We start from the raw sequence: 25430 nt of genomic DNA on the forward strand, positions 1-25430 counted from the left end.
TATCCGTTTTACTGCACGTATGGGTAAGTGCCCGCAATAACGAGCCTTTCAAAGAGTCCTTTGCCAAAATATCTTCGGTTCAATCTGTAAACAAACTCATTTAAATAGTTCTGTAAATATTTATAAGTTATCATGTGATATACCCCCAACAGGGTTCTTTTAAGATTACTGATTGCTTTGTGTACCCATTTTAAGGTGTCGTTTACGGACTCCTTTCCCGATGGAACGGCCAAATGGGTGGCCACCACTTCCTCTATTTTCGAGTAGGCCGTGTTCTTGTCTGTAAACAGTACCACATCCCCTACGGTATTGGCCCGGATAAAGGCATTGACACTCTCGCAGTCCACTTTGTCCATGACCCTCATTTTGAAATAGCCACAGCGCTTTGTTTTCTGCCCGGAATCCAGGTCTTCCAAGGGTACCGATTCGGCCGCCACCGCTACTGCGGTCTGTTTCTGGCTGCCTTTTCCACGTTTAAGCTGACCCAAGATCTGGTTCTCCTGTACGGTTTCCATATAACACTCGTCATATTCAATCATGTCACTGAGGATATAAAGCTCATCTCGTTGTCCCATGGCTGACCGTATCCTGTGCATCAGACGGAAAGTGGTCTCATATCGGCTAAGCCCCAGTTGCCGCTGGAGCTCAAGGCAGGAAAACCCTTTCTTGGTCGCCGACATAAACAGCATGGCCAATAGCCAGATACGGAGCGGAAGCTTGCTGTTTTCCATTACCGTCCCTGATTTAAGAGAAGAACGTCTCCGACAACTGCTGCATTCGAAAAACCTGCCGTTGGCAAACCAATAGTGTCGGGTTATCTTCTCACAGTTTTTGCACCGTATACCGCTTTTCTCACGGTATTTCTTGATGTATTGTTCACAACTTTCCTCATCTGGGAAATGGCCCGTAAATTCTATAAGGTTCATAGCTTTTCTTGTTTTTATGCAAGAAAACAACTATCCTGATACCTTGAAATTTAATGACACGTATTGTCATATTTTATTACGTGCACTCTTACGGATACACATAAATTTTATTCCGAATTTATTTAAATCCTATATTTTAAAAATAAAATCTTTTTCTGAATTGTTTTAACTCTATAATACCAATTCAGAAAAACGCTCAAAGTTAAGTATAGATCATAAAAATAAAATACACTAAGTGGGGTATTTTTTTATGTATTCAACGCGAATGTGAGTTAGATAAGTAAATTTAGCCATCAATAAGTTTAGTAATTGTTATTGAAATTAATCAAAATCAATTTCTGAAAAGAACTTCTTCAATGTCATTCCATCATATTTTTCAATGACTCTTAGAAGCGTTGAAATTCGAAGGTCAACATTGCCAGCTTCATATTTACCATATTGACTGCGATTGATTCCTTTGTCAAATGCAAAATTCTCATAGTTAGTGTAATTCTCTTTTTGACGTAGTTCAGTCATTTTGTTTCCAATTGCTTTTAAAAGCTTTTGCTCTCTATCGGTTAGTTCAGTTTTCTTTGCCATTAAGGCAATTACTTGAGCTTTAGTAAAATATAATACTCCTATTTAGGAGTATTTAAATAAAAGGATTATATTTGGAGTAAATAAAAAAGTTTAGACAGCATTTACACTAAATAAGTGCGTCTCTATCTAAGGAAACTGGTAATTTCAAATTGGAGAAAGAGACAAATAGGTGTAAATTGCTCACGCCATTGGCGTGAGCTTTATACTTCTGTATTCTCCAAGGTATACCAGTACCTCTTAGATATGAAGTTTAAGGCCACGCCATCTTTTTTGGCTAATGCCTTATTTTTCGGAGACGTTCCATATTAATCTCATATCTATGGAACAGATAACAAAACATTTTTCAGCGTTTGACCTTTGGATGGAAAGACCGACCGGTAAGGAACAGAAATCATCAGTTTTTGTCCTTCAGCAGTCCGGTATTACCATCTTCGACCTGGTCTTCCGCCGCAAACCGAAGAATCCTATCTAAGTCGCAAGATGATAGTAGATAGTCTCAAGACTCGATTTTTGTCTTGATACTAATACTTATCCCATATATCGATACCGTAAATAAATAAACCACTATCAAACCTATTGTTAAATGAGTAGTGAGTAAGGAGTCTTGAGTCATGAGCTTTGTTAGCGATTGCGATAAAGTTCTGTTTATTGGTAAAACAATAATCTTTTGAGGCTATTACCAATTGTACTGCTAACAGAAAACGGTATCAAATTTTTACATAACGGAGTACATAGGCAAAACGAGCTCAATACTCAATACTATATACTCCATACTACAATTTCGTTGGTTGCATTCGCCTGGGGGACGCCCCTCGCGTCTGGTAGGGCAGCCTGGCCTGGTGCTTTATTAGCACTGGGATTTAATCAATTTCTTAATGAATGTAGAAAGAAGGAAGCTAAAGGTCGAAAGACAAAAGCCGAAAGCTTTGGAGTACGTATTGGACGGGGAGATTTATATACTCTAAGACGGTAATTTACCCCCACCTAACCTCCCCCTTTAGGGTGAGGAACCGATCTCCTTAACGAGATCGATAAGTCCCCCTTCAGGGGGATTTAGGGGGTAAATACGAGATTGCCACAGTCTCCGCTTGCGCGGATCCTTCGCAATGACGGGTTTGAGGGCGTCCTCGCCTCCGAAATCCAGTCTTGTATCTAGCGTCTAGTATCTAGCTTCTGACAAGACTTCGAGTCTTGTCCCAACCCTTTCTACACAACCGCATTTTAAGCATGAAAAAAACAACGTTCACGTGCTTCCTGGCATACCTATGCCTTTTTGGAAGCAAAACATATAGTCAGGTTGCTTCACCTCCCGCCACCAAGGGGTCGGAAACTGCTCCGGCTCCGGTGGTGGTGTATGGGGAGATTAAGGCCATCAGGGCTGTCGAGACCATTGAAATCTCCCTCTGGGAAAAGCCAGTGGACATACAAATGGATGCACCTAATCTCCTTTTTAGCCCAATCCTACCAGAAAGAGGCACCTTGAAAAACGGAGCCTATGGCAAACAGACTTTTCATTATCACCAGAAAATTGCGGGCCCTTCCTACCTGAGCATCACTGCCAATGGCAGAACCTGGCTGGACGAATACTTGGTCAGTCCCGGCGACAGTATCAAGCTGTTTATTGATGAAAGCAAGGCCACCAAATATTTTGCAGGCCCCGCAGCCCTCAAATTCCAGATCCAAAAGGATTGGGAAAGCATACGGATGCAGGAGCGATTGAATTCCCCCGTTAAGATCTTCACCTATGACAAAGGGGAGCTATTTGCTGACCCAAGTTCAGAAACCAACTTTATAGCCAATCAAGATGTCATTTTCGGGAGAAAGGTATTGGTGGAGTTGATCGATCCTGAAAAGATGCTAAGGGAGTATAAAACCGACACAGACCTTATTGACCTAATGTCAAAGCTTAATGGTCTTTTGGATAATTACCGCGGAGATCTATCACAGCGCTTTCTGTCCAGACTGGAAGGGGAATACCTTGCCGGGATGATAAGGATCCGTTGCCGCACTTTAAGCAATATCCATACTTATGCCAAAAGGAAAGGACATGACCAGCTTTTCCCATCCATCCTGCAGGAGCTGATGAAACTGGACTTGCCCCATGCGCTAAGCTTGGAGGCCAATTCCTTTCCGGAAGCTTATACGGACTTTTTGTATGAAAAAGCGCGCCTTTATTCAAAACTGATGGGATGTACCCTACCGGAGGCAATCACCGCGCTGCATAAAGGCAATGAAAGGGACTGGGCTATGGCCAAATACCTTTATCGGGCTTACCGCACAGGACAGGAGCACTCAGAAAGATTCCTTGAACAGCTTTCAAAGATTGAAAATTCAGACCTAAAGTCCCAGTTGACCGCCTTCCATAAAAGGCTCGCCCCAGGGAAGCCCGTCCAGCATTTCACCATGGTGGATAGCCTTGGGAATGAAGTAAGCATCGGAGATTTTAAAGGGAAGGTTGTCCTGCTCAACTCCTGGTTTACGGGCTGTACGGCCTCCTCCAAGTTTTACCAAAACAGCCTGGAAGAGGTGAGTAAACACTTCAAGGATCATCCAAAGGTCTGTATGATTTCTCTTTCTGCTGATAAATCCAAAACGAGATGGCAGCAGGGCAGGTCATCAGGAAAATATGGTGACCCAGACGCCATTCAGCTGAATGCCCACTTTGAAGGACTATCACATCCCTTTTTCAGGTATTACCATCTCAATGCGGTACCCTCACAGATGCTGATCGACCAGAATGGAAACCTGGTCACTAGTAGGGGACTGAACGGTGCCCCGGAAATGCTGATTAGCAAAATCAATGAATTATTAAAATAACCCCTAACGACTATGAAACAGCTTATACTGATTTTCTTATTATCTATACCATACTGGCTATATGCGCAGTCTATGGAAAGCCATTCCCTATACGGGACCGTCCATGATGGGGAATCTGGATTGGAATTGCCAGGCGCGACGATCAAGATCAAAGACTCGAATAAAGGAATGGTTACAGATGCCGAGGGTCGTTTCTCCATTGATCTTGATGCAGGTGAATATACTTTGGTATTGAGCTATTTGGGCTATGAAACCAAGGAGCTTTCTATTACAGTACCCATTTCGGAAGCTCTTAACATCCTACTTTATCCTTCACAGAGTGAACTGCAGGCGGTGGAAGTCGTCTCTACGGGGTATCAGGAGCTGCCAAAGGAGAGGGCCACGGGATCCTTTGTCCAAATGGACAAGCAATTGATCAATAGGAGGGTAGGGGCTGATATACTCGACCGCTTGGAGGATGTCACTCCCGGACTGGTTTTTAACCGCGTTGGCTCCAAGACCGAACGAATCAGCATCCGTGGGCGTGGTACCATCTTCGCCGATGCTAGTCCACTGATAGTCCTGGACGGTTTTCCTTATGATGGGCCTATCGAAAACATTAACCCCAATGATGTGGAAGCCATTACCGTGCTCAGGGATGCAGCAGCCGCCTCCATCTGGGGAGCAAGAGCAGGAAATGGCGTAATCGTCATCACCACCAAAAAGGGCAGTCGTGACCAAAGTCCACGGATTTCCTTTAATACCAATCTCACCGTGGCAGAACGTCCTGATTCATTTTACCTGCCCCGCCTGAATACGGCCGACTATGTGGACTGGGAGCAAAGGCTCTTTGAGCAGGGATTTTATGAAAGTGCAGAAATGGCCAATGACAAACAACCTCTCACCCCGGTCATCGAAACCTTGATTGCGGCCAGGGATGGGCTGCTCTCTCCTCAAGAGGCTGATGCACGTATAGCGAATTATAAGGCCCTTGATGTCCGTAGAGATTATAGGGATTACCTTTACCGCCCCAGTCTGGCACAGCAGCATAACCTTAGTCTCTCTGGCGGTAGCCAAAAACAGACCTATTACCTTTCTTTGGGCTATGACAGGAAAGAAGAAAACTTGGTGGAAAACTACCAGGAACGCTTTACCATACAGGCACGCCATCAGACCCGTTTTCTAAAGGACAGGTTGCAATGGGAAAATGGGATCTATATCGTACAGGCTACCCGTGTGGCCAATAATACGGGACCGGAGGCATTGCGCTTTGATGGGCTCCAGCCACTTTATCCTTATGCCCAATTGGCTGATAAGGCAGGAAATCCCCTGAGCATTACAGAGGATTTCAGGGAAAGCTTTAAAAGGGATGCAGAAGCGGCAGGACTGCTGGACTGGTCTTTTGCTCCTCTTGAGGAAATCCACCTCATTGATAACCGCCGTAAGGAATTGGACATGAGACTCCAAACAGGTCTGTCTTTTGAACTGCATTCAAATCTAAAGGCAAGCCTCCGTTACCAGTATTGGACCAACTTGCGCACTACCCGTAATTTTGCGGATGAAGCCTCCTATTATGCCCGCAATCTGGTGAACCGTTTTACCCAGCAAGGTGATGAGGGGGAACTGACCTATCCCATTCCCCGAGGCGGGATCATGGACCTAGGCGATCTTTCCAGTCATTCCCATACATTACGTGCACAGTTGGCTTATAACAATACCTGGAACGATAAACATGATCTCGACATGCTGGCAGGCTATGAGGCCAGGTCGGCACGTTCAGAGGGCTTCTCCAATATCCTCTATGGTTACGATCCCGAAACTGGCAATAACTATCCCGTGGATTATATCTCCAGATTCCCCCAGTATTACCGTAACGCCATCTCCAATAATATCCCCTATGGGACAGGGAATACCGGAACGGTGGACAATTTCATTTCCTATTATGCCAATTTGGCCTATGCCTTCAAAAAGCAATATACCTTGACCGCCAGTGCCCGAAAAGATGCTTCCAACCTCTTTGGGGTAGATGCCAACCAAAAGGCTGTACCGCTTTGGTCGGTGGGCGCTGGCTATGTCCTTTCTGCAGCACCATTTATGAAAAGCAAATGGATAGACTATATGCGATTGCGGGCCACCTACGGGGAAAACGGTAATGTGCACAAAGGCGTGACAGCCTTTACCACCGCCAGGGTGTACGGCGTGGACCGCTATTCTGGTCTTACCGTTTCCACCTTGACCAATCCGCCTAACCCGGACTTGCAATGGGAAAGGATCAAAATCCTCAATCTAGCCTTGGAGTTTGACCTCTGGGAGGACAGGATTTCTGGATCAGTGGAGTGGTACCGAAAAGCCGGAGATGACCTGATAGGGGAGATGCCCTTTGCTCCCAATACGGGGATTGAATCATTCAGGGGAAACTTTGCCGCTACACGTACAAAAGGATGGGACATCCAACTGCGTTCTAGCAATCTGAACGGAAAACTCCAGTGGAATACGGACCTGATCTACTCCCATGTGGATGAAAAAATACTGGATTATCAGCAAGAAGGCAGTGTCTTGGAATACTTGGGCCAGGGAGCAGGGGCCCAAGGTACCAATATCGTTTTTCCCATGACAGGCAGGCCGCTTTTGGCAGTTTATAGTCTCCCATGGGCTGGCCTCGATTCCGAAACAGGTGATCCTATGGGCTATCTGGACGGTCAGGAAAGCACAGACTATACGGCCATCATTAACAGTGCCTCGCCAGAGACCCTTATCTATAACGGATCAGCAAAGCCTACCCACTTTGGAGCCCTTAGGAACACCTTTGCCTATAAAGGATTCAGTCTTTCCTTTAATATCGCTTACCGTTTGGGATATTACTATCGTCGCCCTTCAGTACGCTATAATACCATCATGCAGGGGCAAGGGGGGCATGCCGATTACTATAGGCGCTGGCAAGAACCCAGTGATGAAGCAAGGACACAGATTCCCTCACTTCCAGAGAGCAGGGATCCACAGCGCGACAATTTCCATGCTTACTCAGAAAGCCTGGTGGAAAAGGCCGACCATATCCGCTTACAAGATATTCGGTTCAGCTATACCCTGGAGAAAAGCAGGCTACCTGCCTTACCCTTCCAAAGAGCAGAATTCTACACCTACGCCAATAACCTCGGGATCATATGGAAATCCGCCAAAGACGACCCCCTGGACCCCGACTTCCGTACAGCCAAACCCTTAAGGAGTATAGCAGTAGGAGTAAAGGCAAGCTTTTAAAATGCTACGTCATTGCGATCCATCCGTCATTGCGAACGAAGTGAAGCAATCTCCTCTTCGGAACACGGGATTGCCTTACCAAAGACTACAATTCGATGTCATCCTGACAAAGGAAGGATCTCTTTTCCTAATCGTTATTGGAAGAGATCCCTCGATACCTCGGGATGACAATAAAGAACATCAATGGTAGGAAGGCCCCTTCGACTCCGCTCAGGGTGATACTTGATCTCGCGCTGTTCCAAGTCTCTAGCAAAGCGGTGACTTGGAACTCAACTAAAAGGGAGCCTTCCTGGCAGCAGACAGGCCTCCAGACTCCCAAACTAAACGCTATATAATCAAACAAATCAAATCACTAAATGCAATGAAAATACAGCTTCGTCCACCAAATCAATCAATGTTCAATTTTAAACAAATTATAAACCGGGTTACACATAAACAGGTGGGCGGAGCTTTTTTGAGTATCAAGATGAAAGTATCAAGTAGCAAGATGGAAAAAAGAGAAAAGAAGAAAGAATTTACACCCACCTAACCTCCCCCTGAAGGGGGAAGAACCGATTTTGGTTACGATATCAAGAAGTCCCCCTCAAGGGGGATTTAGGGGGTAATTAATTGACATGGAAACCATAACAGCAATGACGGATACGATACGACCTCGCGACCGAAATCAAATCTCAAATCTAATGTCCTGTCTTAAGCCAGGCAGGCTCAAATCTAAAATCTAATCAAAGTAATAAAGACCAAACAATCTCGCATCCATAAATCATCTAACTACTTGATACTATAATCTGACTACTATCATCGAGTCCCTTACCGCGCAATTTCTTCATATGTGAAAACACAATATCATCAAAATCAACGGGAAATGTTTCCAGACGGGAAACCGGGACTCTTTTTAGTAGAAAGAACAAAAAATAAAACGTCACTGCGAACCGGCGCAGGAGGTGTGGCAGTCTCACCTTCGAAACACGGGATTGCCACTATATACGTCACTGCGAGGACGACCCTAAGGAGTCCGCGGCAGTCTCATATCATGTTTACGTCATTGCGAGGAGCCATGCGACGTGGCAATCTCGAATCCTATAAACGTCATTGCGAACGTAGAGAAGCGAAGTGAAGCAATCTCATCTTCGGCAGACAGGATTGCCACAGTCGTTCCCGATGGGGATCGGGACAGGCTCTTTCGTCCTCCTTCGCAATGACGGATACGATACGGCTCGCCAACAAAAACAATCTCAATACTAACTACTCAAGACTCAATACTAACGACTAAATACAAAAAAAATGAAAAACATATCAAAACTCATCCTTACCATCATGATCATCAGCATCATCCATCTATTGACTTCCTGTGAGGAATTCTTAGATGAAAAGCCCAATAAGGCCCTGATCATTCCCAAAAGCCTCTCCGAACTGAGGTCACTTTTGGACAATACCACCCAGGTAATGAACTCTGAACCCGCATTAGGGGAAGCGGCTACAGATAATGTCCTCCTTTTGCCCAGTCGATTACAAAGACTGACTCCTTTGCAGAAAAACACTTATATCTGGGCAAAGGACATTTATGAAGGTGGCTATACCTCAGATTGGAAAGTTCCTTACGAGCAGGTATTATATGCCAATGTGGTATTGGATGAACTCGAAAAGTTCGATGCTAATCAACAACAGCAGACCGACTGGAAAGATTTGAAAGGCAGTGCACTCTTTTATAGGGCTTATGCCTATTTCGGACTGGCACGCCAATTTTGTTTGGCATACGATCCTCAAAACGCGGAAAATACTTTGGGTCTTCCGATCCGCTTGGTATCAGATGTGAAGAAAGAGGTAAGCAGAGCAAACCTAAAAGAAACCATGGATCAGATCATAGCTGATTTGGTGGATGCCCTTCCGCTACTAGGGGATACCTCTCCCCATAAAACCAGGCCCTCACGTGTGGCAGCTTTGGCCATGCTTTCAAGGGTATATTTATATATGGGAGATTTTCAGAATGCTATTGATTTTGGTGAGCAAGCACTAGTAATAAAAAACACCTTATTGGATTATAATTCGGTAGATAGCAGTCCTTCAAGACCTTTTATAGGGCACTTCGAAGAGGTTTTATACCATAGTGGATTGCTGTTCAACTCATACTATTTCTTTAGCTCCGGCGCCTCGGTCGATCCGGAACTGGTAAACGCTTACCATGAAGATGACCTCAGGGCTACACTCTTCTTTCAGGACAAGGGCGATTATCATTCATTTAGGGGACAGTATACTGATTTGGTCAATCTTTTTGGTGGCCTGGCCACAGATGAAGTGTACTTAAATTTGGCCGAATCCCATGCCCGATTAGGAAATGATTCAGAAGCTAAAACCTATATCAACGCGCTTTTGTCAAAACGATTTAAGGAAGGTACGTATCAGGAAACAGACAAAACAGGGGCGGCACTATTGGAAATGATCATGGTGGAGAGAAGGAAAGAACTGCTGATGAGAGGGATAAGATGGGGAGACCTCAAAAGGCTGAATCTGATAGAAGGCGAAGAGATCACTTTAAGCCGGCAATTGGAAGAGGGCAACTATACCTTAGCACCAAACGATTCCCGTTACGCCTTTCCCATCCCCGACGATGAAATCGCCCTAAGCGGCATAAAACAAAACCCCAGATAACAATCCCAAAAATCAACCAACCCAAGAATTCTAAAAATGAATTTTTGATTATCCGCTATCACATAAGTGCAAAAATTATAATTATTAACCTAGAGGGCGGGTCGACACAGCTGCGGGCCAGCGTTGGCCTTGCGGGAAGAAGCTTTAGCTGTGTCTTGATTTTTCTTTGCTTCGTTTCTTTTCATCTAAGATAAATGCTCAGTATTCATGAAGGCAATTAAAAACAAACTAATCTCTGAATAAAAGAAATGAAGAATAAAGTTTAGAAAACAGACTTGATTGCTAAAGTGTTCAATAAGTACAAGAGATTAAAAAAATGAATATTTAATAAAAACCAGGTGGGGGAGCCCCCCCCCACCTGTAATCCAAAATCATAGTTGAACAAACTCACCTTCAACTTCAGAACCAGAAATCATATTATCATTTTCATCAAACAAGGCTGTACAAGTCTCACTTGATTGATCACATTGATAACTTCCTTCAACGGGAATCCAGTTACCCTCTTCATCTTGGTGCTTCAAGGTACCTTCATCCGCCATATTAAAAGCAAAAGCTACAGAGGCAGCCAATGCAAAAGCCAATGCTGGCAAACTTTTCAAAAATTTATTCATGGTTGAAAATGGGATTTTTAACCATCAAAATCCCTTAACGTTTATGGTTGCTTTTTGCCTACTCTTTTTCAGGATTTTCGGCATCCTCCTTTCATTGCCGGGGAAAAAAGCTAACCCTATCTAATACTTCCTTCCCAAGGGTTGGGCAAATGTTTTATGATCCGTTGTCCCGTCAGTTGTACTGCGGGACGATGATACTTGAGTCTCCAGACTCAGCTATTTCCTTTGCTAGTCTGGATTTGCAATCCAGACTCACCGATAATAGGCATTTGTAATGCCCCAATCTAATTCAAGCTTCCCACTTCGTACCTTATACTTTATACTTCGTACTTCCTCTCACTTCTCAATAGTCCAACCACCCCGGTTGTCCCGCCCGGTTGTCCCGCCAGTTGTACTGCGGGACGATGAAAATTGAGTCTCCAGACTCAAATTTCCCGACTTCGCACCCCTGCCTTGTACTTCATACCTCACCCTTTGGCCCCTCAGCGAACTCCGTGCCCTCTGTGGTTTTCATTCTTTCTACTCAATACTCCAGACTCCCTACTCAAGACTAATAAAAATCAATATCTGTGTTTATCTGTGCTGATCTGTGGTTCCCTCACTTCAAACTTCGTACTTTATACCCCTCACACGCTGTTATCCCGTCGACTCTGTCGCGGGATCAAATAGCTAGGAGTCTCTGACTCCGCATTTCTTTATATTAGAGTCGGAGACTCAATGTTAACGAGTACCAAGTCGGAGACTTGGTACAACCTATCTAATAATACTCCAGACTCCCGGTTGTCCCGCCAGCTGAGCTGCGGGACGATTAAAATTGAGTCTCCAGACTCAAATTTCCCGACTTCGTACCCAAGTACCTCGTACTTCATACCTCACCCTTTGGGCCCTCAGCGAACTCCGTGCCCTCTGTGGTTTTTATTCTTTATACTTAATACTCCAGACTCCCTACTCAAGACTGATAAAAATCAATATCTGTGTTTATCTGTGCCGATCTGTGGTTCCCTCACTTCAAACTTCGTACTTCATTCCTCGTACTTCAACAACAATCTCCCGTAAACAAACCCCTCCATATCCAAAACATATAACAAACATTTCTTATTTTAAGTCCAATTCCCCAGCCACTTCCTTGCATTTGTCGCCCAAACGAGTAAATTTGTTACTCATGAGTAATTTTTTTACTCGTGCCCGCTAGGTGCTATCGAGAGGATGATGTGACCGACCGGGCGAAGCTGTGTTTGATTGATGTGAGATTTGAGACGTGAGAAAGGAGATTTAGCATTAGGCATTCAACTTTCGGCCTTCAGCTTTAGCCATTCGGCCTTCAGCCCAGCTTGGTTGCCGCAAGGCAGGTTCACTAATAACAAATTACAATTATCAAATCCCGAATAACTAATAACACTTCACCAATCCCCTTCAAAGACCCCAAAGGGGTCAAACATACGTAGACAAATTCGCCAACGCAATCCCTCACGACCCTGAAGGGGTCGCACAAAAAACGAATCGAGAAGGGAGATAGGGATTGGAAAAAGCATACGGTTTTAGACCCGATTAAACAACCTGGCTGCCGCAAGGCAGGTCCAACGATTCGACAATTCGACAATACCAAATATCGAATCCACCTGCGCACCCCCGGCCCCTGAAGGGGAGGCCAGTCGTACGAGGCAGAGATGTTAAAGAAGAGCAGTGATTTCAAATATCGAATCCCTAATAACTATTCACTATTAACAAAAGAACGAGCTTTCAACCTTCAGCATTTGACCTTTGGCCTTAGTCATTTGGCTTTCGGCCCTTAGCCTTCAACCAAGTTGGAAGAGATTTTAATAAAAGGGAATAATCGAACCCAAACCATCAGGTTTTTCGTTAGTTTAGAACAAACAGGGTCAAGATATGGATAATTTAAGTTTATACACTCAGATCAATAATTTGCCAGCGAATTTAAAAGAACAAGTGCGTGATTTTGTGGAGTTTTTAAAAATGAAGTCAGATAAACAAAAGCGTCCTATCAAAAAGCGGGAGTTTGGAATTTTGAAAGGAAAGGTCACAATTTCCAAGGATTTTGATGCTCCAATAGCTGATTTTAATGATTATATGTGATGCAAAAGGCATATTTGGTAGATACTCATGCCTTATTGTGGTTTTTGGCCGGGGATGATGCGATCTCTGAAAATGCAAAGACCCTACTTTTGGATACGACCAATAGGTGTTATGTTAGTATAGCTTCACTATGGGAAATTGCCATAAAAATTAAATTAGGTAAGCTATCAATTGATGCTGACTTTAAACAATTAGCTGAACTCCTTTATCAAAACGATATTGAAATCATTCAAATAACATTTGAACATATTGCAGGCTTGATGGATTTAGATGATATCCATCGAGATCCATTTGATAGAATTATTATTTCTACAGCCTTAGTGGAAGATATTCCAGTAATTACAAAAGATCAAAATTTCCCCAAGTATAAGAACTTAAAAGTAATTTGGTGACAAATCGGTGGCTCGGTTTATCTATGGGTTTGGACCATAGATCTTCAACCATCATCCTTAGGTATCCAACTTTCGGCCTTAGCCATTAGGCCTTCAGCTTTTGGCGTTCAGCCCAGCTTGGTTGCCGCAAGGCAGGTTCACTAATAACAAATTACAATTATCAAATCCCGAATAACTAATAACACTTCACCAATCCCCTTCAAAGCCCCCAAAGGGGTCAAACATACGTAGACGAATTCGCCAACACAATTTCCCACTTTCATCTATTTATGCTTATTTTAGCTTTATGAAAACGCTGGTAGACATCATTCAGATTTTGAGAAATAAGAAAAGTGACCTTATCAAAAGGTACCCTATTTCTTCTATTGGTGTATTTGGCTCTTATGCGAGGAACGAACAATCGGATTATAGTGATGTGGATTTATTGGTAGAGATTGATGGGAGGATAGGAAGTCGATTTATTGATCTTGCAGAGGAATTTGAAAAGCTATTGGGCTTGAAAGTGGATTTGGTTTCAAAAAAGGGCTTAAAAGAGAAATATTTTAAGGCAATAGAAAAGGATATTAAGTATGTCTAAACGGGATATTCTGTTATTGATTCAGGATATGCATGATGCCGCAACAAAAATTAAAAAATATTCTGCTGGATATTCTTTTGAACGCTTTCAGGAGGATGAAAAAACGATTGATGCAGTTATAAGAAATTTTGAAATTATAGGAGAGGCAGCGAATCGGATAGACGATGATTTTAAATTTGAATTTCCTCAAATAGAATGGAACAAATTAAGAGGATTTAGGAATAGGTTAATTCATGAATATTTTGGTGTTGATATTGAAATTGTTTGGACCATTATAGAAGAAGATATTGACAGCTTAATTGATCGATTGGAAGAAGTAATGGATCACCTTAGTTAGAAGGCATTCAGCATTCAGCCTTGGTCCTTTGGCTTTCAGCATTAGGCCCTGGTCATTCGGCATCCAACTTTCAGCCTTCAGCCCGATTCAACGATTCACTAATCCTCCTCAAAGACCCCGAAGGGGTCAAACATACGTAGACAAATTCGCCAACGCAGTCCCTCACGACCCTGAAGGGGTCGCACAAAGAACGAATTGAGAAGGGAGATAGGGATTGGAAAAATCATACGGTTTTAGACCCGATTAAACAACCTGGCTGCCGCAAGGCAGGTCCAACGATTCGACAGTTCAACACTTCACCAAGCATACATCGAATCCCTTCCCGCACCCCCGGCCCCTGAAGGGGAGGCCAGCCGCAAGGAAGAACAAAGAATAAAGAGAATAGAACAAAGACAGCATTCAGCTTTCGGCCTTGGTCATTAGGCTTTCGACCTTCAGCCCGATTCAACGATTCACTAATCCTCCTCAAAGACCCCGAAGGGGTCAAACATACGTAGACAAATTCGCCAACGCAATCCCTCACGACCCTGAAGGGGTCGCACAAAAAACGAATCGAGAAGGGAGATAGGGATTGGAAAAAGCATACGGTTTTAGACCCGATTAAACAACCTGGCTGCCGCAAGGCAGGTCCAACGATTCGACAATTCGACAATACCAAATATCGAATCCACCTGCGCACCCCCGGCCCCTGAAGGGGAGGCCAGTCGTACGAGGCAGAGATGTTAAAGAAGAGCAGTGATTTCAAATATCGAATCCCTAATAACTATTCACTATTAACAAAAGAACGAGCTTTCAACCTTCAGCATTTGACCTTTGGCCTTAGTCATTTGGCTTTCGGCCCTTAGCCTTCAACCAAGTTGGAAGAGATTTTAATAAAAGGGAATAATCGAACCCAAACCATCAGGTTTTTCGTTAGTTTAGAACAAACAGGGTCAAGATATGGATAATTTAAGTTTATACACTCAGATCAATAATTTGCCAGCGAATTTAAAAGAACAAGTGCGTGATTTTGTGGAGTTTTTAAAAATGAAGTCAGATAAACAAAAGCGTCCTATCAAAAAGCGGGAGTTTGGAATTTTGAAAGGAAAGGTCACAATTTCCAAGGATTTTGATGCTCCAATAGCTGATTTTAATGATTATATGTGATGCAAAAGGCATATTTGGTAGATACTCATGCCTTATTGTGGTTTTTGGCCGGGGATGATGCGATCTCTGAAAATGCAAAGACCCTACTTTTGGATACGACCAATAGGTGTTATGTTAGTATAGCTTCACTATGGGAAATTGCCATAAAAATTAAATTAGGTAAGCTATCAATTGATGCTGACTTTAAACAATTAGCTGAACTCCTTTATCAAAACGATATTGAAATCATTCAAATAACATTTGAACATATTGCAGGCTTGATGGATTTAGATGATATCCATCGAGATCCATTTGATAGAATTATTATTTCTACAGCCTTAGTGGAAGATATTCCAGTAATTACAAAAGATCAAAATTTCCCCAAGTATAAGAACTTAAAGGTAATTTGGTGACAAATCGGTGGCTCGGTTTATCTATTGGTTTGGACCATAGATCTTCAACCCTCATCCTTAGGCATCCAATTTTCGGCCTTGGTCATTCGGCTTTAAGCTTTCAGCATTCGGCTTTCAGCATTAGGCATCCAACTTTCGGCCTTCAGCTTTCGACCTTCAGCCCAGCCTGGCTGCCGCAAGGCAGGTTCGATAGTTCACCAATCCCCATTAACGATTCAACAACTAAGCAAATTTAAGTTAATGATAACAAAGAAATTCTCCTTTTTCGTATATTGAAACTATCATGAAAAAGAAAAACTATCCAAAAGACAATTCCATAGGTTTTGGCAGCGCAAATGTAAATGAAGCTGTAGTGGATAGCTATATGATACCAAAGAACCCAAGCAAACACAGTGGTATAAAGGAAACCGTTCGGGAATTGTGTGAACAACACCATGTGGATAAGCTATATTTATTTGGGTCAATGGCAGAAGGGAAGGTCAACGAAAACTCAGACATGGACCTTTTGGTAAAATTTAAGGAGCTAGAACTTAAAGATTATTTTGACAACTATATTCATCTGCAACATCAATTGGAAGTGCTTTTCCAACGGAAAGTGGATTTAATGGAATTTCAAACACTTAAAAACCCAATACTTATCCGATCTATAGATAAGAATAAGAAACTGATCTATGGATGATCGGATAGAGAAGTGCTTGTATGATGTGGCTTTTGCCATTGAAGAAATCGAGGCTTTTATCAAGGAGTATGACGTAAATACTTTTTTTGATTATAAGGCACATCTTATGCTGAAGAGGGCCGTAGAAAGAAATTTGGAAATTATAGGGGAAGCTGTTAAAAGAATACTGAAGAGGAATCCCGCTTATGAAAAAAGAATTACCCAATCCAAAGCCATTATTAGCCTTAGAAATCATGTGATCCATGCATATGATGGTATTTCTGATGAAAACATTTGGTCAATTTTGATTAATCACTTACCAAAATTGAAAAGAGAAATCAATAGCTTGATGTATCCCCTGTGAATCTGTGAATATTGATAAAAAATCCGGTATTCCGAGTCCTTGGGTATAAAACCATATATCCGAAATCAAAAGAATATGCCATTGATACGGTAAAGGGAGAAAAAAGATCAAGTATTTGTCCTTCGCCATTCAGCTTTCGGCTTTTGACTCAAGTACAGTTAAACCCTTCACCTATCACAATTATCCAATCTCTAATAGCAGTCCAACAATTTGACAGTTCGACAATCCAACGATTCGACGATTCACCAACCAAATATCGAATCCCAAATAACAATTCTCTATTAACAAAAGAATGAGCTTTCAGCCTTCAGCATTTGACCTTCGGCTTTCAGCTTTCGCTCACCCCCGGCCCCTGAAGGGGAGGCCAGCCGCAAGGAAGAGCAAAGAATAAAGAGAATGGAACAAAGCCAGCATTTAGCCTTAGGCATTCAACTTTCAGCCTTAGCCATTCGGCCTTCAGCCCAGCCTGGTTGCCGCAAGGCAGGTTCACTAATAACAAATTACAATTATCAAATCCCGAATAACTAATAACGCTTCACCAAATCTCCCTCAAAGACCCCGAAGGGGTCAAACATACGTAGACGAATTTGCCAACGCAATCCCTCACGACCCCGAAGGGGTCGCACAAAGAACGAATTGAGAAGGGAGATAGGGATTGGAAAAAGCATACGGTTTTAGACCCGATTAAACAACCTGGCTGCCGCAAGGCAGGTCCAACGATTCGACAGTTCAACACTTCACCAACCATACATCGAATCCCTTCCCGCACCCCCGGCCCCTGAAGGGGAGGCCAGCCGCAAGGAAGAGCAAAGAATAAAGAGAATGGAACAAAGCCAGCATTTAGCATTAGGCATTCAACTTTCGGCCTTCAGCCTTCAGCATTTGACCTTTGGCCTTAGTCATTCGGCTTTCAGCTCAGTTCAACAATTCTACAATCAAACATCTAAGGTTCGAGCCCTATTGGGGCAACACTAATCAAAAAAGTACGATAAGACTAACCTTAGCTTATAGAAATAATGCTTTTTAACTCTTTTGAATTCCTAATCTTTCTGCCAATAGTGTTTTTATTATACTGGGCAGTATTTCAAAAGAACCTCAAAGCCCAGAATACATTCTTGCTATTGGCAAGTTATGTGTTTTATGGCTGGTGGGATTGGCGTTTTCTAAGCCTGATCATAGTGAGTTCCTGGGTGGATTATTTATGTGGATTGAAAATGGGCTCTACACCGTCATTGCGAGATGGTTCTAAAACCGACGAAGCCTGCCTGCCCGGCAGGCAGGCAATCTCATTTAAGAATAACAGTTTTCTTTCTTGGTTCAAAGGCCGAAAGAAATACCTCACACTAAGTATAGCTTTCAATCTGGGCTTATTGGGCTTTTTTAAGTATTTTAATTTCTTTATGGAATCCGCAACTGACTTGATAAATACTATTGGATTCCAATCGAATGATTATTCTCTGAAACTTATCCTCCCCGTTGGTATCAGTTTTTATACTTTCCAGACCATGAGCTATACCATTGACGTTTACAAAGGAAAGCTAAAGCCTACTAATGATATTATTGCCTTTTTTGCCTATGTAAGTTTCTTTCCTCAATTGGTAGCGGGACCAATAGAAAGGGCCAAGCACCTTTTGCCACAGTTTTTTAAGCAGAGAAATTTTGTATATGAGCAAGGTACGGAAGGAGTCAAATTAATACTATGGGGATTATTTAAAAAAGTGGTGATTGCTGATAATTGCGCTATAGTTGTTAATCCGATTTTTGAAAATTATACAACAGCTTCGGGGCTTGAATTGATTATGGGAGCGGTATTATTTGCTTTTCAGATTTATGGGGACTTTTCGGGTTATTCCGATATAGCTATTGGTGTAGGAAAGCTATTGGGTTTTGATTTAATGACAAACTTTAAGACACCTTATTTCAGTAGGGACATAGCTGAATTTTGGCGAAGGTGGCATATTTCGCTTTCTACTTGGTTTAGGGATTATGTTTATATTCCATTAGGAGGTTCTAAAGTGGGCAAGTGGCTGAGCATTCGCAATATATTTATTGTCTTTTTGGTCTCAGGACTTTGGCATGGGGCAAATTGGACTTTTGTATTTTGGGGTGGATTGAATGCTTTATTTTTTATTCCACTTTTCATTAGAAAGAAAAATAGACAGCATATAGATGCAATTGCTGAAAATAGACTTCTTCCTACTTGGAACGAATCACTACAGATACTAATGACATTTACTTTGGTATGCCTGGCATGGATATTTTTTAGGTCTGAATCATTGAATGATGCTATGGCTTATATTCAAAATCTAGTGGTCAATCCATTTATGCCTAAGCATTTTGGTTTTATCAATTATGACCTTCGAATGGCGCTGGTATTATTTATTGTATTGGAGTGGGTAGGCAGGGAAAAGGGGAGTTGGTTACAGCTATTACCAAGAAAAAGATGGCGGTATGCTGTTTATGTAACGATCACCTATTTTGTAATTTATTTGGGAGTCTTTAGTGAGCCTGTTGACTTTATTTATTTTCAATTCTAATGGATAGGTTTTTAAGAAAGGGACTAATTTTATTCCTTTTATTGATTGGATTATATCCATTTGTGACATATTTCATTGGTGAAATTAGGCCTTATGGATTTTTTAGAAATATTAGAGATTTAAGAGGGGAGAACGATTTTATGTGGAGCCGGCTGAGAGAAGCTGATCAAACAAAAGATATTGATATTTTAATTGTTGGTTCTTCATTGGCTTATCGTGGAATTGATGTTAGATTATTTGATGATTTAGGCCTTAAAGCATTTAATCTGGGATCAAGTGCTCAAACAGCAATACAATCTAAATATTTAATAGACAAATATCTAAAAGATATGAATCCAAAGTTAGTAGTTTGGGATGTTAGTCCTAGATTCAGTATTGCTAACTCAGGTAAGGAAAGTTTAATAGATTTAGTCTCAAATGAGGGAGTTAATGGTGATTTGATTAATTTACTCTTGACAACCAAAAGCTATGAATTAACAAATACATATGTTTATGTAGGACTAAAACAAATTTTCACTGATTTTGATGACTTTCAGGAAGTATCAGTAATTAAAAATAAAACTTATATAGAGGGTGGTTTTGTCGAATACTCTTCATCGGAATTTAAATCCAATAGCATTAAAGATTATGAATATAAATTGATTGATTATCAATTAAACGCACTGAATGATGCAGTGAAATTTATTTCGAAAAATGATATTAAGATTCTCTTTGTTGCCGCTCCAATTAATCCTCAGTGGTACCAATCAGCGTCGAATAGGAAAGAAGTTGATCAATTTATTAAAAATGTTGTGGTAGACAATAACCTTGAAGGATATAAAAATTATAATGAGATAGCAATTTCAGGCCTAAACTATTCATCAAAGTTCTTTATTGATAATTTGCACCTAAAAAAAGAAGGAGTTCAAATTTATAATGAACAATTATTAACTGATATTTTGAAAATTTTAGAGTAAAAAGTCAAGTAAAAATCACATATGGGACCAATTGAGCTTTTTCTTAAGCTAAATGGAAAGTTTTCTTTTTTAAGAAAGATTACACAAAATGCGGTGAAAAAAGCGGTTCTTAATCCATCTAAAAGAGCCAAACTTAATCGCTTTTACCATAGAATGAGCTATTATGAGAAATCAATATTTCATTCGTTATATGGTCGAATTTTTAGAGATGGAAAACAATATACAATAGATGGAGTTTGGATATTGAAATTTGCAGGAAAGGATATCAAAATCCCTTTGAGATCAGAATCGCTTTGGTTGGATTGGGAGACAGCGATTTCAGTGTTGGGTCATGATTATGAAATTAAGGAGTATTATGAGGAAAAGATTACTTCTGAAAATCCTCCAAGCTGTTTTTTAGATATTGGAGCGAATTATGGTACTCATTCATTGATGTTTTTATCGTGTGGAATAAGGGCTATATCAATAGAACCCAATTTAAAATGTAAGCCTTTCTTTGATACTTTATGCAAAGTGAATGGTGTCCAAGGGGAATGGCATGCTATTGCTTTAGGAGATAAATTTGAACATGCTCAAATTACCTTTCCAGAGACTGAGTTATGGTTGGGAAGTTTGAGTGGAGGAAACATCCAAGCGTTACAGCGATTTGAAAGACTAAATACTCAGGAAGTTACGGTGGATACATTGGATGATTTTATCAAAAATGAATCCATAAGACCAGACTTGGTGAAACTGGATACTGAGGGGTATGAAAAGAAGGTGATTTGCGGGGGAGAGAGGTTTTTAAAAGAACAATACCCTGATTTGATATTTGAAGCGCATGGATTCCAATATCAAGAGACAATGATTAATACTTTAAACTCCATAGATTATAAAGTATTTGGATTATATAGTAAAAAGCAAGTTGTTTCATTGGATAGCATTCTACCAAAAGAAACTAATTTCTTGGCAGTTAATATAGATAAGGACGTTTAATAATATTCAGAAGCTTGATAAAGGTAGATAGATTTTTTCGTGAAAAGGTTATTCCTCTTATGGATAATAAGGCTTCCCCTAAGCAAATGAGGAAACTTAAAAACTTAGGAAAAAGAATTGTTAGTATAGGAAGGGGGAGTGACTTAACCTTTTTGGCTCAGATTTATGGTACAGACAAATGGGGGGAGCATTGGTATACTCCCCATTATCAATTTCATTTTCAAAGGTTAAGAAATAAGAAAATTAAATTGCTAGAAATTGGGGTTGGAGGATATGACAAACCATTTAGTGGTGGATCCTCCTTGAGAATGTGGAAAAGATACTTCTCAAGAGGTCTAATTTTTTCATTTGATATTTACGATAAATCGGCTCATGAAGAGGCTAGAATAAAGATATATCAAGGGAGTCAAGTGGATGCAAAGTTTCTAGATCAAGTTTGTAATGAGGCAGGAAGTTTAGACATTATAATAGATGATGGAAGTCATATCAATGAACATGTATTGTTTACCTTCCATCATCTATTTCCTAAATTAAATGAAGGTGGTATCTATGTAATTGAAGACACGCAGACTTCTTATTGGGAGCATTATGGAGGGGAGTTAGAAGAAAGAAATAGTAAGGAAACGATTATGGGTTATTTTAAATCCTTAGTGGATGGGTTAAACCATGAGGAATATAAAAATCATACATATAAGCCCAATTATTATGACCTAAACATTTCAGCGATTCATTTTTATCATAACCTTATCTTTATATATAAGAATAAAAATAATGAGGGATCCAATATTAATCGTTCAACTTAGGTTTTATAAATAATTGAGGTTTAAACATTTTCTTATTTCTAGGTTTAATGTCCAGTATTTGGAGATGGTTCCATATAATTTAAAGATGGATCCCGAGCGATGGTTATCAGAGAGAATTCAACTTTTCTTTGATTATTGTTATCCAAGTGTAATAAATCAGCGCTGCAATAATTTTACATGGTTGGTATATTTTGATCCAAGAACCCCTGAAAAGGAATTGGAAATAATTTCTTCATTGGATACCAAGCACATTATTCAATTTAGGTTTAGTGATCATTGGAGCAAAATGGATAAAGATATTCTTGATTTTATATCCAAGGATGTTGAACTAGAAAAAACTGATGTTATAATTTCTACCCGACTGGACTGTGATGATGCGATTGCCGATTATTTTATGGGAGCTATTCAAAAAGAATTTTCAAACCAATATCAAAACTTACCTCTCGCCATAAACCCGCTTAAAGGATTGATATTGGATAGGCGATCAGGAGTCGTCCATCTGAAAAAGATGCGCAGTAACCCATTCATTTCTTTAGTTCAATCAGCAGATGATATGGATGTTTCAATATTCGGTAGGCAACACCAGGAAATAACCGAAACCATCAAATCCATTGATTTGCTTATCCCAAAAATGTGGTTGCAAATTGTCCATGGCAATAATCTTTTAAATAAACCTTCAGGTATGCCTTTGCTTGGAAATGATTTGTCCTTATTTCATATAAAAGATGCTCCCAATGTCCCTAAAGGGAATATGCTTTTGTATTCCTTTTTAAAATATTTGATGGGAAGAATGAATAATCTATTCATTAAAACAAAAAGAAGGATTGGGTTAAAGGCATAAGGGTAATTTGAAAAACCCAATTAATCAATAGTGAAAGCGAAAAGATGAGTCTATTAAATAATTCAACTGTTATTAGGTTAAAGTTTTTTCTAAGAAAACTAAGGGGTAAAATACAAGAAAACCAATATATATACTACCCCAATATTGACTTGAAAAATGGCTCTAGCAAAGAGATTTTTGAAGAAATTAATGGTAAAAATACTTGGGGATCAAAGGAAAGTGTTTCAGGAAAGGGATCGGAAATAAAACATACCAGAATTCTGCTGCGGAAGTTAAATATATTGAATCAGGAGTTGAGGATAAAAAGCATGTTGGATGCTCCTTGTGGAGATTTTAATTGGATGAAAAATTTAGATAGAGAGGGAATTAAATATACAGGGATGGATATTGTTGAAGATGTTATCAATAAGTTAAGTGATGAGTATGCAGATGAATCCGTGTTAATTTTCAAAAAAGGTAATATCATTGAGGACCAACTCCCAAAGGTAGACTTGATTTTTTGCAGGGATTGTTTAGTTCACTTTTCATTTTCAGATATTGATAAGACACTAAGAAATTTTAAAAATTCTGGTTCCAAGTATTTGTTGACCACCACTTACGGAGCTAGGAAAATCAATCGTGATATTGCTACAGGTGGATGGCGTCCGATAAATCTCGAAATTACACCATTTAATTTGGGAACACCTTTAAAGGTGATTAAAGAAAATAATACAGATGACAATGGGCTTTATTTTGATAAGTCAATGGCTTTATGGGAGCTGTCAAAATTGAATCTGGACTGAAAAAGAATGTCAAAACTAAATATTATTGAGCCTTCAAAAGGTTGGAGGCTAATTGATTTAAATGAATTATGGAGGTATAAGGACCTATTATATTTCCTGACGGTAAGAGGCATTAAGGCCAGGTATGCCCAATCCATTTTAGGGATTGGCTGGGCAATTATCCAACCTCTATTTACAACTCTGGTGTTTACGGTGGTTTTTGGGAATTTGGCCAAGGTGGATTCGGATGGTATGCCTTATATTCTCTTTTCATACTTGGCTTTATGGCCATGGAGCTATTTTTCCGGAACCTTGACGGACTCCGCCAATAGCTTGGTGGCCAATGCAGGCATGATTACCAAGGTGTATTTCCCTAGGTTGATTCTGCCGCTATCAGCCATATTTTCCAAATTATTGGACTTTATGATCTCTTTTGTAATCCTGCTGGGGCTCTTAATCTATTTTCAAGTGTTGCCAGGTTGGGAAATTATTTTCTTACCGGTTTTATTGCTTCAGCTCTTACTGACTTCATTGGGCATTGGTATGATCTTGTCTGCTATGGCGGTACAATACAGGGATGTGAAATATGCCCTGAGTTTTATTGTTCAGCTTCTTCTTTATGCTGCTCCAGTGGTTTACAGTACTATGGCAGTTCCTGAAGTTTGGAGGTTTGTTTATTCACTTAATCCAATGGTGGGGGTAATAGAAGGCATCAGGGCCATGTTATTGGCCAGAGAAGTTCCCTGGGAATGGGTCTGGCCGGGAAGTTTAGTGTCAATTGGTCTTTTTACCTTTGGCTTATTCTACTTCAGAAAAATGGAAAAAGTCTTTGCGGATGTAGCCTAATATAAATTTAAAGATTGATTTATTTACCTATAATTTAGAATCCAAGGTGCACAATTTCTAAATTATATATTTGTCATTTTATCCCAAATTTCAATTTTGCAAAATAGAAGCGTTTTATGTGTCTTGAGAGCTTAAAACGCTTATGATTTTATAAGCCATTAATAATGATAAAGAATAAATATTTTAAGGAAGTCTTAGATTCAGGTATGGCCGAAAGCGCATCTGGAGAAAAGATTAAGATACATTCTGGACTTTCCAAAGATGAAATAGAAGCAATTATTCAAATAATTAAGGAAAATGATTTAATTGTAAATACGATTGAAATAGGTTGTGCTTATGGTATCTCTACTTTAGCTATTTGTGAAGCTTTAGACGATAAAGAAAATGCGTTTCATACTGTTATAGATCCCTTTCAAGAATCTGACTGGAAAGGAGTAGGAATAAACAATATTGAAAAAGCTGGATATAAGAAAATAGTTTTTGTTCAGGAATATTCGGAGATAGTTCTTCCTAAACTCCTTAATGACAATAAGCGATATGATTTTGCACTCATAGACGGTTATCACACATTTGAGCATACATTATTAGATTTTTTCTATTTGGAAAGAATGATAAGACCAGGAGGGATTATTGCAATAGATGATTCGAACTGGCCGAGTATAAGGAAAGCTATTTCTTATATATTAAATTTTGACAACATAAAATTGGAACGAATTGTTAAGGAGGATGTTGATTTTAAGGAAAATTTAAGGGAAAAAACTTTTTTAACTTTAATAAAGGGGATTTATAAATTAATACCCTTTAAAAGAAAAAAATATTTTTTTACTGAAAGAATACATAATCCACATTCATTTGATATAAAGAATTCATCAATGGTTTTTTTAAGAAAGACCCATGATTCTGTTAGACATTGGAAATGGTTTGAGCAATTTTAATTA

General features: G+C 40.2%; 23 protein-coding genes. 20 read left to right on the plus strand and 3 right to left on the minus strand.

The window, feature by feature from the left end; all coding sequences use genetic code 11:
- Positions 1-8: 8 nt before the first annotated feature.
- Complete coding sequence (locus tag KZP23_RS14710; RefSeq protein ID WP_226332547.1) at positions 9-926, minus strand: IS1595 family transposase; 918 nt, start codon at positions 924-926, stop codon at positions 9-11.
- 321 nt (positions 927-1247) lie between these two features.
- Positions 1248-1505: a helix-turn-helix domain-containing protein gene (locus tag KZP23_RS14715; RefSeq protein WP_226332548.1), complete on the minus strand. Its 258-nt coding sequence runs from the start codon at positions 1503-1505 to the stop codon at positions 1248-1250.
- Positions 1506-1824: 319 nt separating this feature from the next.
- Here KZP23_RS14715 and KZP23_RS14720 point away from each other — a divergent pair, with 319 nt between their 5' ends.
- The 4 genes from KZP23_RS14720 (at position 1825) to KZP23_RS14735 (ending at position 10202) form a co-directional block, all read left to right on the plus strand.
- Positions 1825-1977, plus strand: a complete 153-nt coding sequence (locus KZP23_RS14720) for a hypothetical protein (RefSeq protein ID WP_226332549.1) — start codon at positions 1825-1827, stop codon at positions 1975-1977.
- Positions 1978-2732: 755 nt separating this feature from the next.
- Positions 2733-4322 carry a TlpA family protein disulfide reductase gene (locus KZP23_RS14725; protein ID WP_226332550.1) on the plus strand — a complete coding sequence of 530 codons (1590 nt, stop codon included), beginning with the start codon at positions 2733-2735 and terminating at the stop codon, positions 4320-4322.
- Positions 4323-4334: 12 nt separating this feature from the next.
- Positions 4335-7556 carry a SusC/RagA family TonB-linked outer membrane protein gene (locus tag KZP23_RS14730; RefSeq protein ID WP_226332551.1) on the plus strand — a complete coding sequence of 1074 codons (3222 nt, stop codon included), beginning with the start codon at positions 4335-4337 and terminating at the stop codon, positions 7554-7556.
- A gap of 1281 nt (positions 7557-8837) precedes the next feature.
- Positions 8838-10202, plus strand: a complete 1365-nt coding sequence (locus tag KZP23_RS14735; RefSeq protein ID WP_226332552.1) for a RagB/SusD family nutrient uptake outer membrane protein — start codon at positions 8838-8840, stop codon at positions 10200-10202.
- A 371-nt stretch (positions 10203-10573) separates the two neighbouring features.
- On the opposite strand, the gene KZP23_RS14740 is transcribed toward KZP23_RS14735, so the two are convergent.
- Complete coding sequence (locus KZP23_RS14740; RefSeq protein WP_226332553.1) at positions 10574-10813, minus strand: DUF6520 family protein; 240 nt, start codon at positions 10811-10813, stop codon at positions 10574-10576.
- 1887 nt (positions 10814-12700) lie between these two features.
- On the opposite strand from KZP23_RS14740, the gene vapB (KZP23_RS14745) reads away from it, so the two are divergent.
- From vapB (KZP23_RS14745) to KZP23_RS14820, 16 genes are all read left to right on the plus strand, one after another.
- Complete coding sequence (vapB, locus tag KZP23_RS14745) at positions 12701-12907, plus strand: type II toxin-antitoxin system VapB family antitoxin (protein ID WP_226332554.1); 207 nt, start codon at positions 12701-12703, stop codon at positions 12905-12907.
- Positions 12907-13299 carry a type II toxin-antitoxin system VapC family toxin gene (locus KZP23_RS14750; RefSeq protein ID WP_226332555.1) on the plus strand — a complete coding sequence of 131 codons (393 nt, stop codon included), beginning with the start codon at positions 12907-12909 and terminating at the stop codon, positions 13297-13299. Before vapB (KZP23_RS14745) ends, KZP23_RS14750 begins: the two co-directional genes overlap by 1 nt.
- A 286-nt stretch (positions 13300-13585) precedes the next feature.
- On the plus strand, positions 13586-13876 hold the full coding sequence (locus KZP23_RS14755) for a nucleotidyltransferase family protein (protein WP_226332556.1): 291 nt from the start codon (positions 13586-13588) through the stop codon (positions 13874-13876).
- Entirely contained in the window at positions 13869-14213 is a 345-nt protein-coding gene (locus KZP23_RS14760) for a HepT-like ribonuclease domain-containing protein (protein ID WP_226332557.1), read from the plus strand. The genes KZP23_RS14755 and KZP23_RS14760 overlap by 8 nt, the downstream gene beginning before the upstream one ends.
- A 939-nt stretch (positions 14214-15152) precedes the next feature.
- Positions 15153-15359, plus strand: coding sequence for a type II toxin-antitoxin system VapB family antitoxin (gene vapB / locus KZP23_RS14765; RefSeq protein WP_226332554.1), 207 nt, complete (start codon positions 15153-15155; stop codon positions 15357-15359).
- Complete coding sequence (locus KZP23_RS14770) at positions 15359-15751, plus strand: type II toxin-antitoxin system VapC family toxin (RefSeq protein WP_226332555.1); 393 nt, start codon at positions 15359-15361, stop codon at positions 15749-15751. Before vapB (KZP23_RS14765) ends, KZP23_RS14770 begins: the two co-directional genes overlap by 1 nt.
- A gap of 283 nt (positions 15752-16034) precedes the next feature.
- The gene (locus tag KZP23_RS14775; RefSeq protein WP_226332558.1) at positions 16035-16430 is read left to right on the plus strand and encodes a nucleotidyltransferase family protein; all 396 of its coding nucleotides are present in this window, start codon (positions 16035-16037) and stop codon (positions 16428-16430) included.
- Positions 16423-16773: a HepT-like ribonuclease domain-containing protein gene (locus KZP23_RS14780; protein ID WP_226332559.1), complete on the plus strand. Its 351-nt coding sequence runs from the start codon at positions 16423-16425 to the stop codon at positions 16771-16773. The genes KZP23_RS14775 and KZP23_RS14780 overlap by 8 nt, the downstream gene beginning before the upstream one ends.
- 1016 nt (positions 16774-17789) lie before the next feature.
- Positions 17790-19310: an MBOAT family O-acyltransferase gene (locus KZP23_RS14785; RefSeq protein WP_226332560.1), complete on the plus strand. Its 1521-nt coding sequence runs from the start codon at positions 17790-17792 to the stop codon at positions 19308-19310.
- A complete protein-coding gene (locus tag KZP23_RS14790; protein WP_226332561.1) occupies positions 19310-20266 on the plus strand; it encodes a D-alanyl-lipoteichoic acid biosynthesis protein DltD in 957 nt (318 codons plus the stop codon). Before KZP23_RS14785 ends, KZP23_RS14790 begins: the two co-directional genes overlap by 1 nt.
- A gap of 21 nt (positions 20267-20287) precedes the next feature.
- A complete protein-coding gene (locus KZP23_RS14795; protein WP_226332562.1) occupies positions 20288-21241 on the plus strand; it encodes an FkbM family methyltransferase in 954 nt (317 codons plus the stop codon).
- A gap of 14 nt (positions 21242-21255) precedes the next feature.
- Positions 21256-22044 (plus strand): class I SAM-dependent methyltransferase, encoded by a 789-nt coding sequence (locus KZP23_RS14800; RefSeq protein WP_226332563.1) that lies wholly within the window; start codon positions 21256-21258, stop codon positions 22042-22044.
- Between the two features lie 13 nt (positions 22045-22057).
- Positions 22058-22885, plus strand: a complete 828-nt coding sequence (locus KZP23_RS14805; protein ID WP_226332564.1) for a glycosyltransferase — start codon at positions 22058-22060, stop codon at positions 22883-22885.
- A gap of 44 nt (positions 22886-22929) precedes the next feature.
- A complete protein-coding gene (locus tag KZP23_RS14810) occupies positions 22930-23667 on the plus strand; it encodes a class I SAM-dependent methyltransferase (protein ID WP_226332565.1) in 738 nt (245 codons plus the stop codon).
- A 6-nt stretch (positions 23668-23673) separates the two neighbouring features.
- Entirely contained in the window at positions 23674-24492 is an 819-nt protein-coding gene (locus KZP23_RS14815; RefSeq protein ID WP_226332566.1) for an ABC transporter permease, read from the plus strand.
- 164 nt (positions 24493-24656) lie between these two features.
- Positions 24657-25427, plus strand: coding sequence for a class I SAM-dependent methyltransferase (locus tag KZP23_RS14820; RefSeq protein ID WP_226332567.1), 771 nt, complete (start codon positions 24657-24659; stop codon positions 25425-25427).
- Positions 25428-25430: the final 3 nt, after the last annotated feature.

Origin of the sequence: Echinicola marina, from assembly GCF_020463795.1 — a bacterium.
Lineage (GTDB): Bacteria > Bacteroidota > Bacteroidia > Cytophagales > Cyclobacteriaceae > Echinicola > Echinicola marina.

Bases quoted from the DNA above. Each gene is read 5' to 3' on its own strand.
- vapB (WP_226332554.1), top strand. From the start codon at position 15,153: ATGGATAATTTAAGTTTATACACTCAGATCAATAATTTGCCAGCGAAT.
- KZP23_RS14770 (WP_226332555.1), top strand. From the start codon at position 15,359: ATGCAAAAGGCATATTTGGTAGATACTCATGCCTTATTGTGGTTTTTG.
- KZP23_RS14785 (WP_226332560.1), top strand. From the start codon at position 17,790: ATGCTTTTTAACTCTTTTGAATTCCTAATCTTTCTGCCAATAGTGTTT.
- KZP23_RS14790 (WP_226332561.1), top strand. From the start codon at position 19,310: ATGGATAGGTTTTTAAGAAAGGGACTAATTTTATTCCTTTTATTGATT.
- KZP23_RS14820 (WP_226332567.1), top strand. From the start codon at position 24,657: ATGATAAAGAATAAATATTTTAAGGAAGTCTTAGATTCAGGTATGGCC.
- KZP23_RS14710 (WP_226332547.1), bottom strand. From the start codon at position 926: ATGAACCTTATAGAATTTACGGGCCATTTCCCAGATGAGGAAAGTTGT.
- KZP23_RS14755 (WP_226332556.1), top strand. From the start codon at position 13,586: ATGAAAACGCTGGTAGACATCATTCAGATTTTGAGAAATAAGAAAAGT.
- KZP23_RS14725 (WP_226332550.1), top strand. From the start codon at position 2,733: ATGAAAAAAACAACGTTCACGTGCTTCCTGGCATACCTATGCCTTTTT.
- vapB (WP_226332554.1), top strand. From the start codon at position 12,701: ATGGATAATTTAAGTTTATACACTCAGATCAATAATTTGCCAGCGAAT.
- KZP23_RS14720 (WP_226332549.1), top strand. From the start codon at position 1,825: ATGGAACAGATAACAAAACATTTTTCAGCGTTTGACCTTTGGATGGAA.
- KZP23_RS14810 (WP_226332565.1), top strand. From the start codon at position 22,930: ATGAGTCTATTAAATAATTCAACTGTTATTAGGTTAAAGTTTTTTCTA.
- KZP23_RS14775 (WP_226332558.1), top strand. From the start codon at position 16,035: ATGAAAAAGAAAAACTATCCAAAAGACAATTCCATAGGTTTTGGCAGC.
- KZP23_RS14815 (WP_226332566.1), top strand. From the start codon at position 23,674: ATGTCAAAACTAAATATTATTGAGCCTTCAAAAGGTTGGAGGCTAATT.
- KZP23_RS14715 (WP_226332548.1), bottom strand. From the start codon at position 1,505: ATGGCAAAGAAAACTGAACTAACCGATAGAGAGCAAAAGCTTTTAAAA.
- KZP23_RS14780 (WP_226332559.1), top strand. From the start codon at position 16,423: ATGGATGATCGGATAGAGAAGTGCTTGTATGATGTGGCTTTTGCCATT.
- KZP23_RS14730 (WP_226332551.1), top strand. From the start codon at position 4,335: ATGAAACAGCTTATACTGATTTTCTTATTATCTATACCATACTGGCTA.
- KZP23_RS14795 (WP_226332562.1), top strand. From the start codon at position 20,288: ATGGGACCAATTGAGCTTTTTCTTAAGCTAAATGGAAAGTTTTCTTTT.
- KZP23_RS14750 (WP_226332555.1), top strand. From the start codon at position 12,907: ATGCAAAAGGCATATTTGGTAGATACTCATGCCTTATTGTGGTTTTTG.
- KZP23_RS14760 (WP_226332557.1), top strand. From the start codon at position 13,869: ATGTCTAAACGGGATATTCTGTTATTGATTCAGGATATGCATGATGCC.
- KZP23_RS14740 (WP_226332553.1), bottom strand. From the start codon at position 10,813: ATGAATAAATTTTTGAAAAGTTTGCCAGCATTGGCTTTTGCATTGGCT.
- KZP23_RS14735 (WP_226332552.1), top strand. From the start codon at position 8,838: ATGAAAAACATATCAAAACTCATCCTTACCATCATGATCATCAGCATC.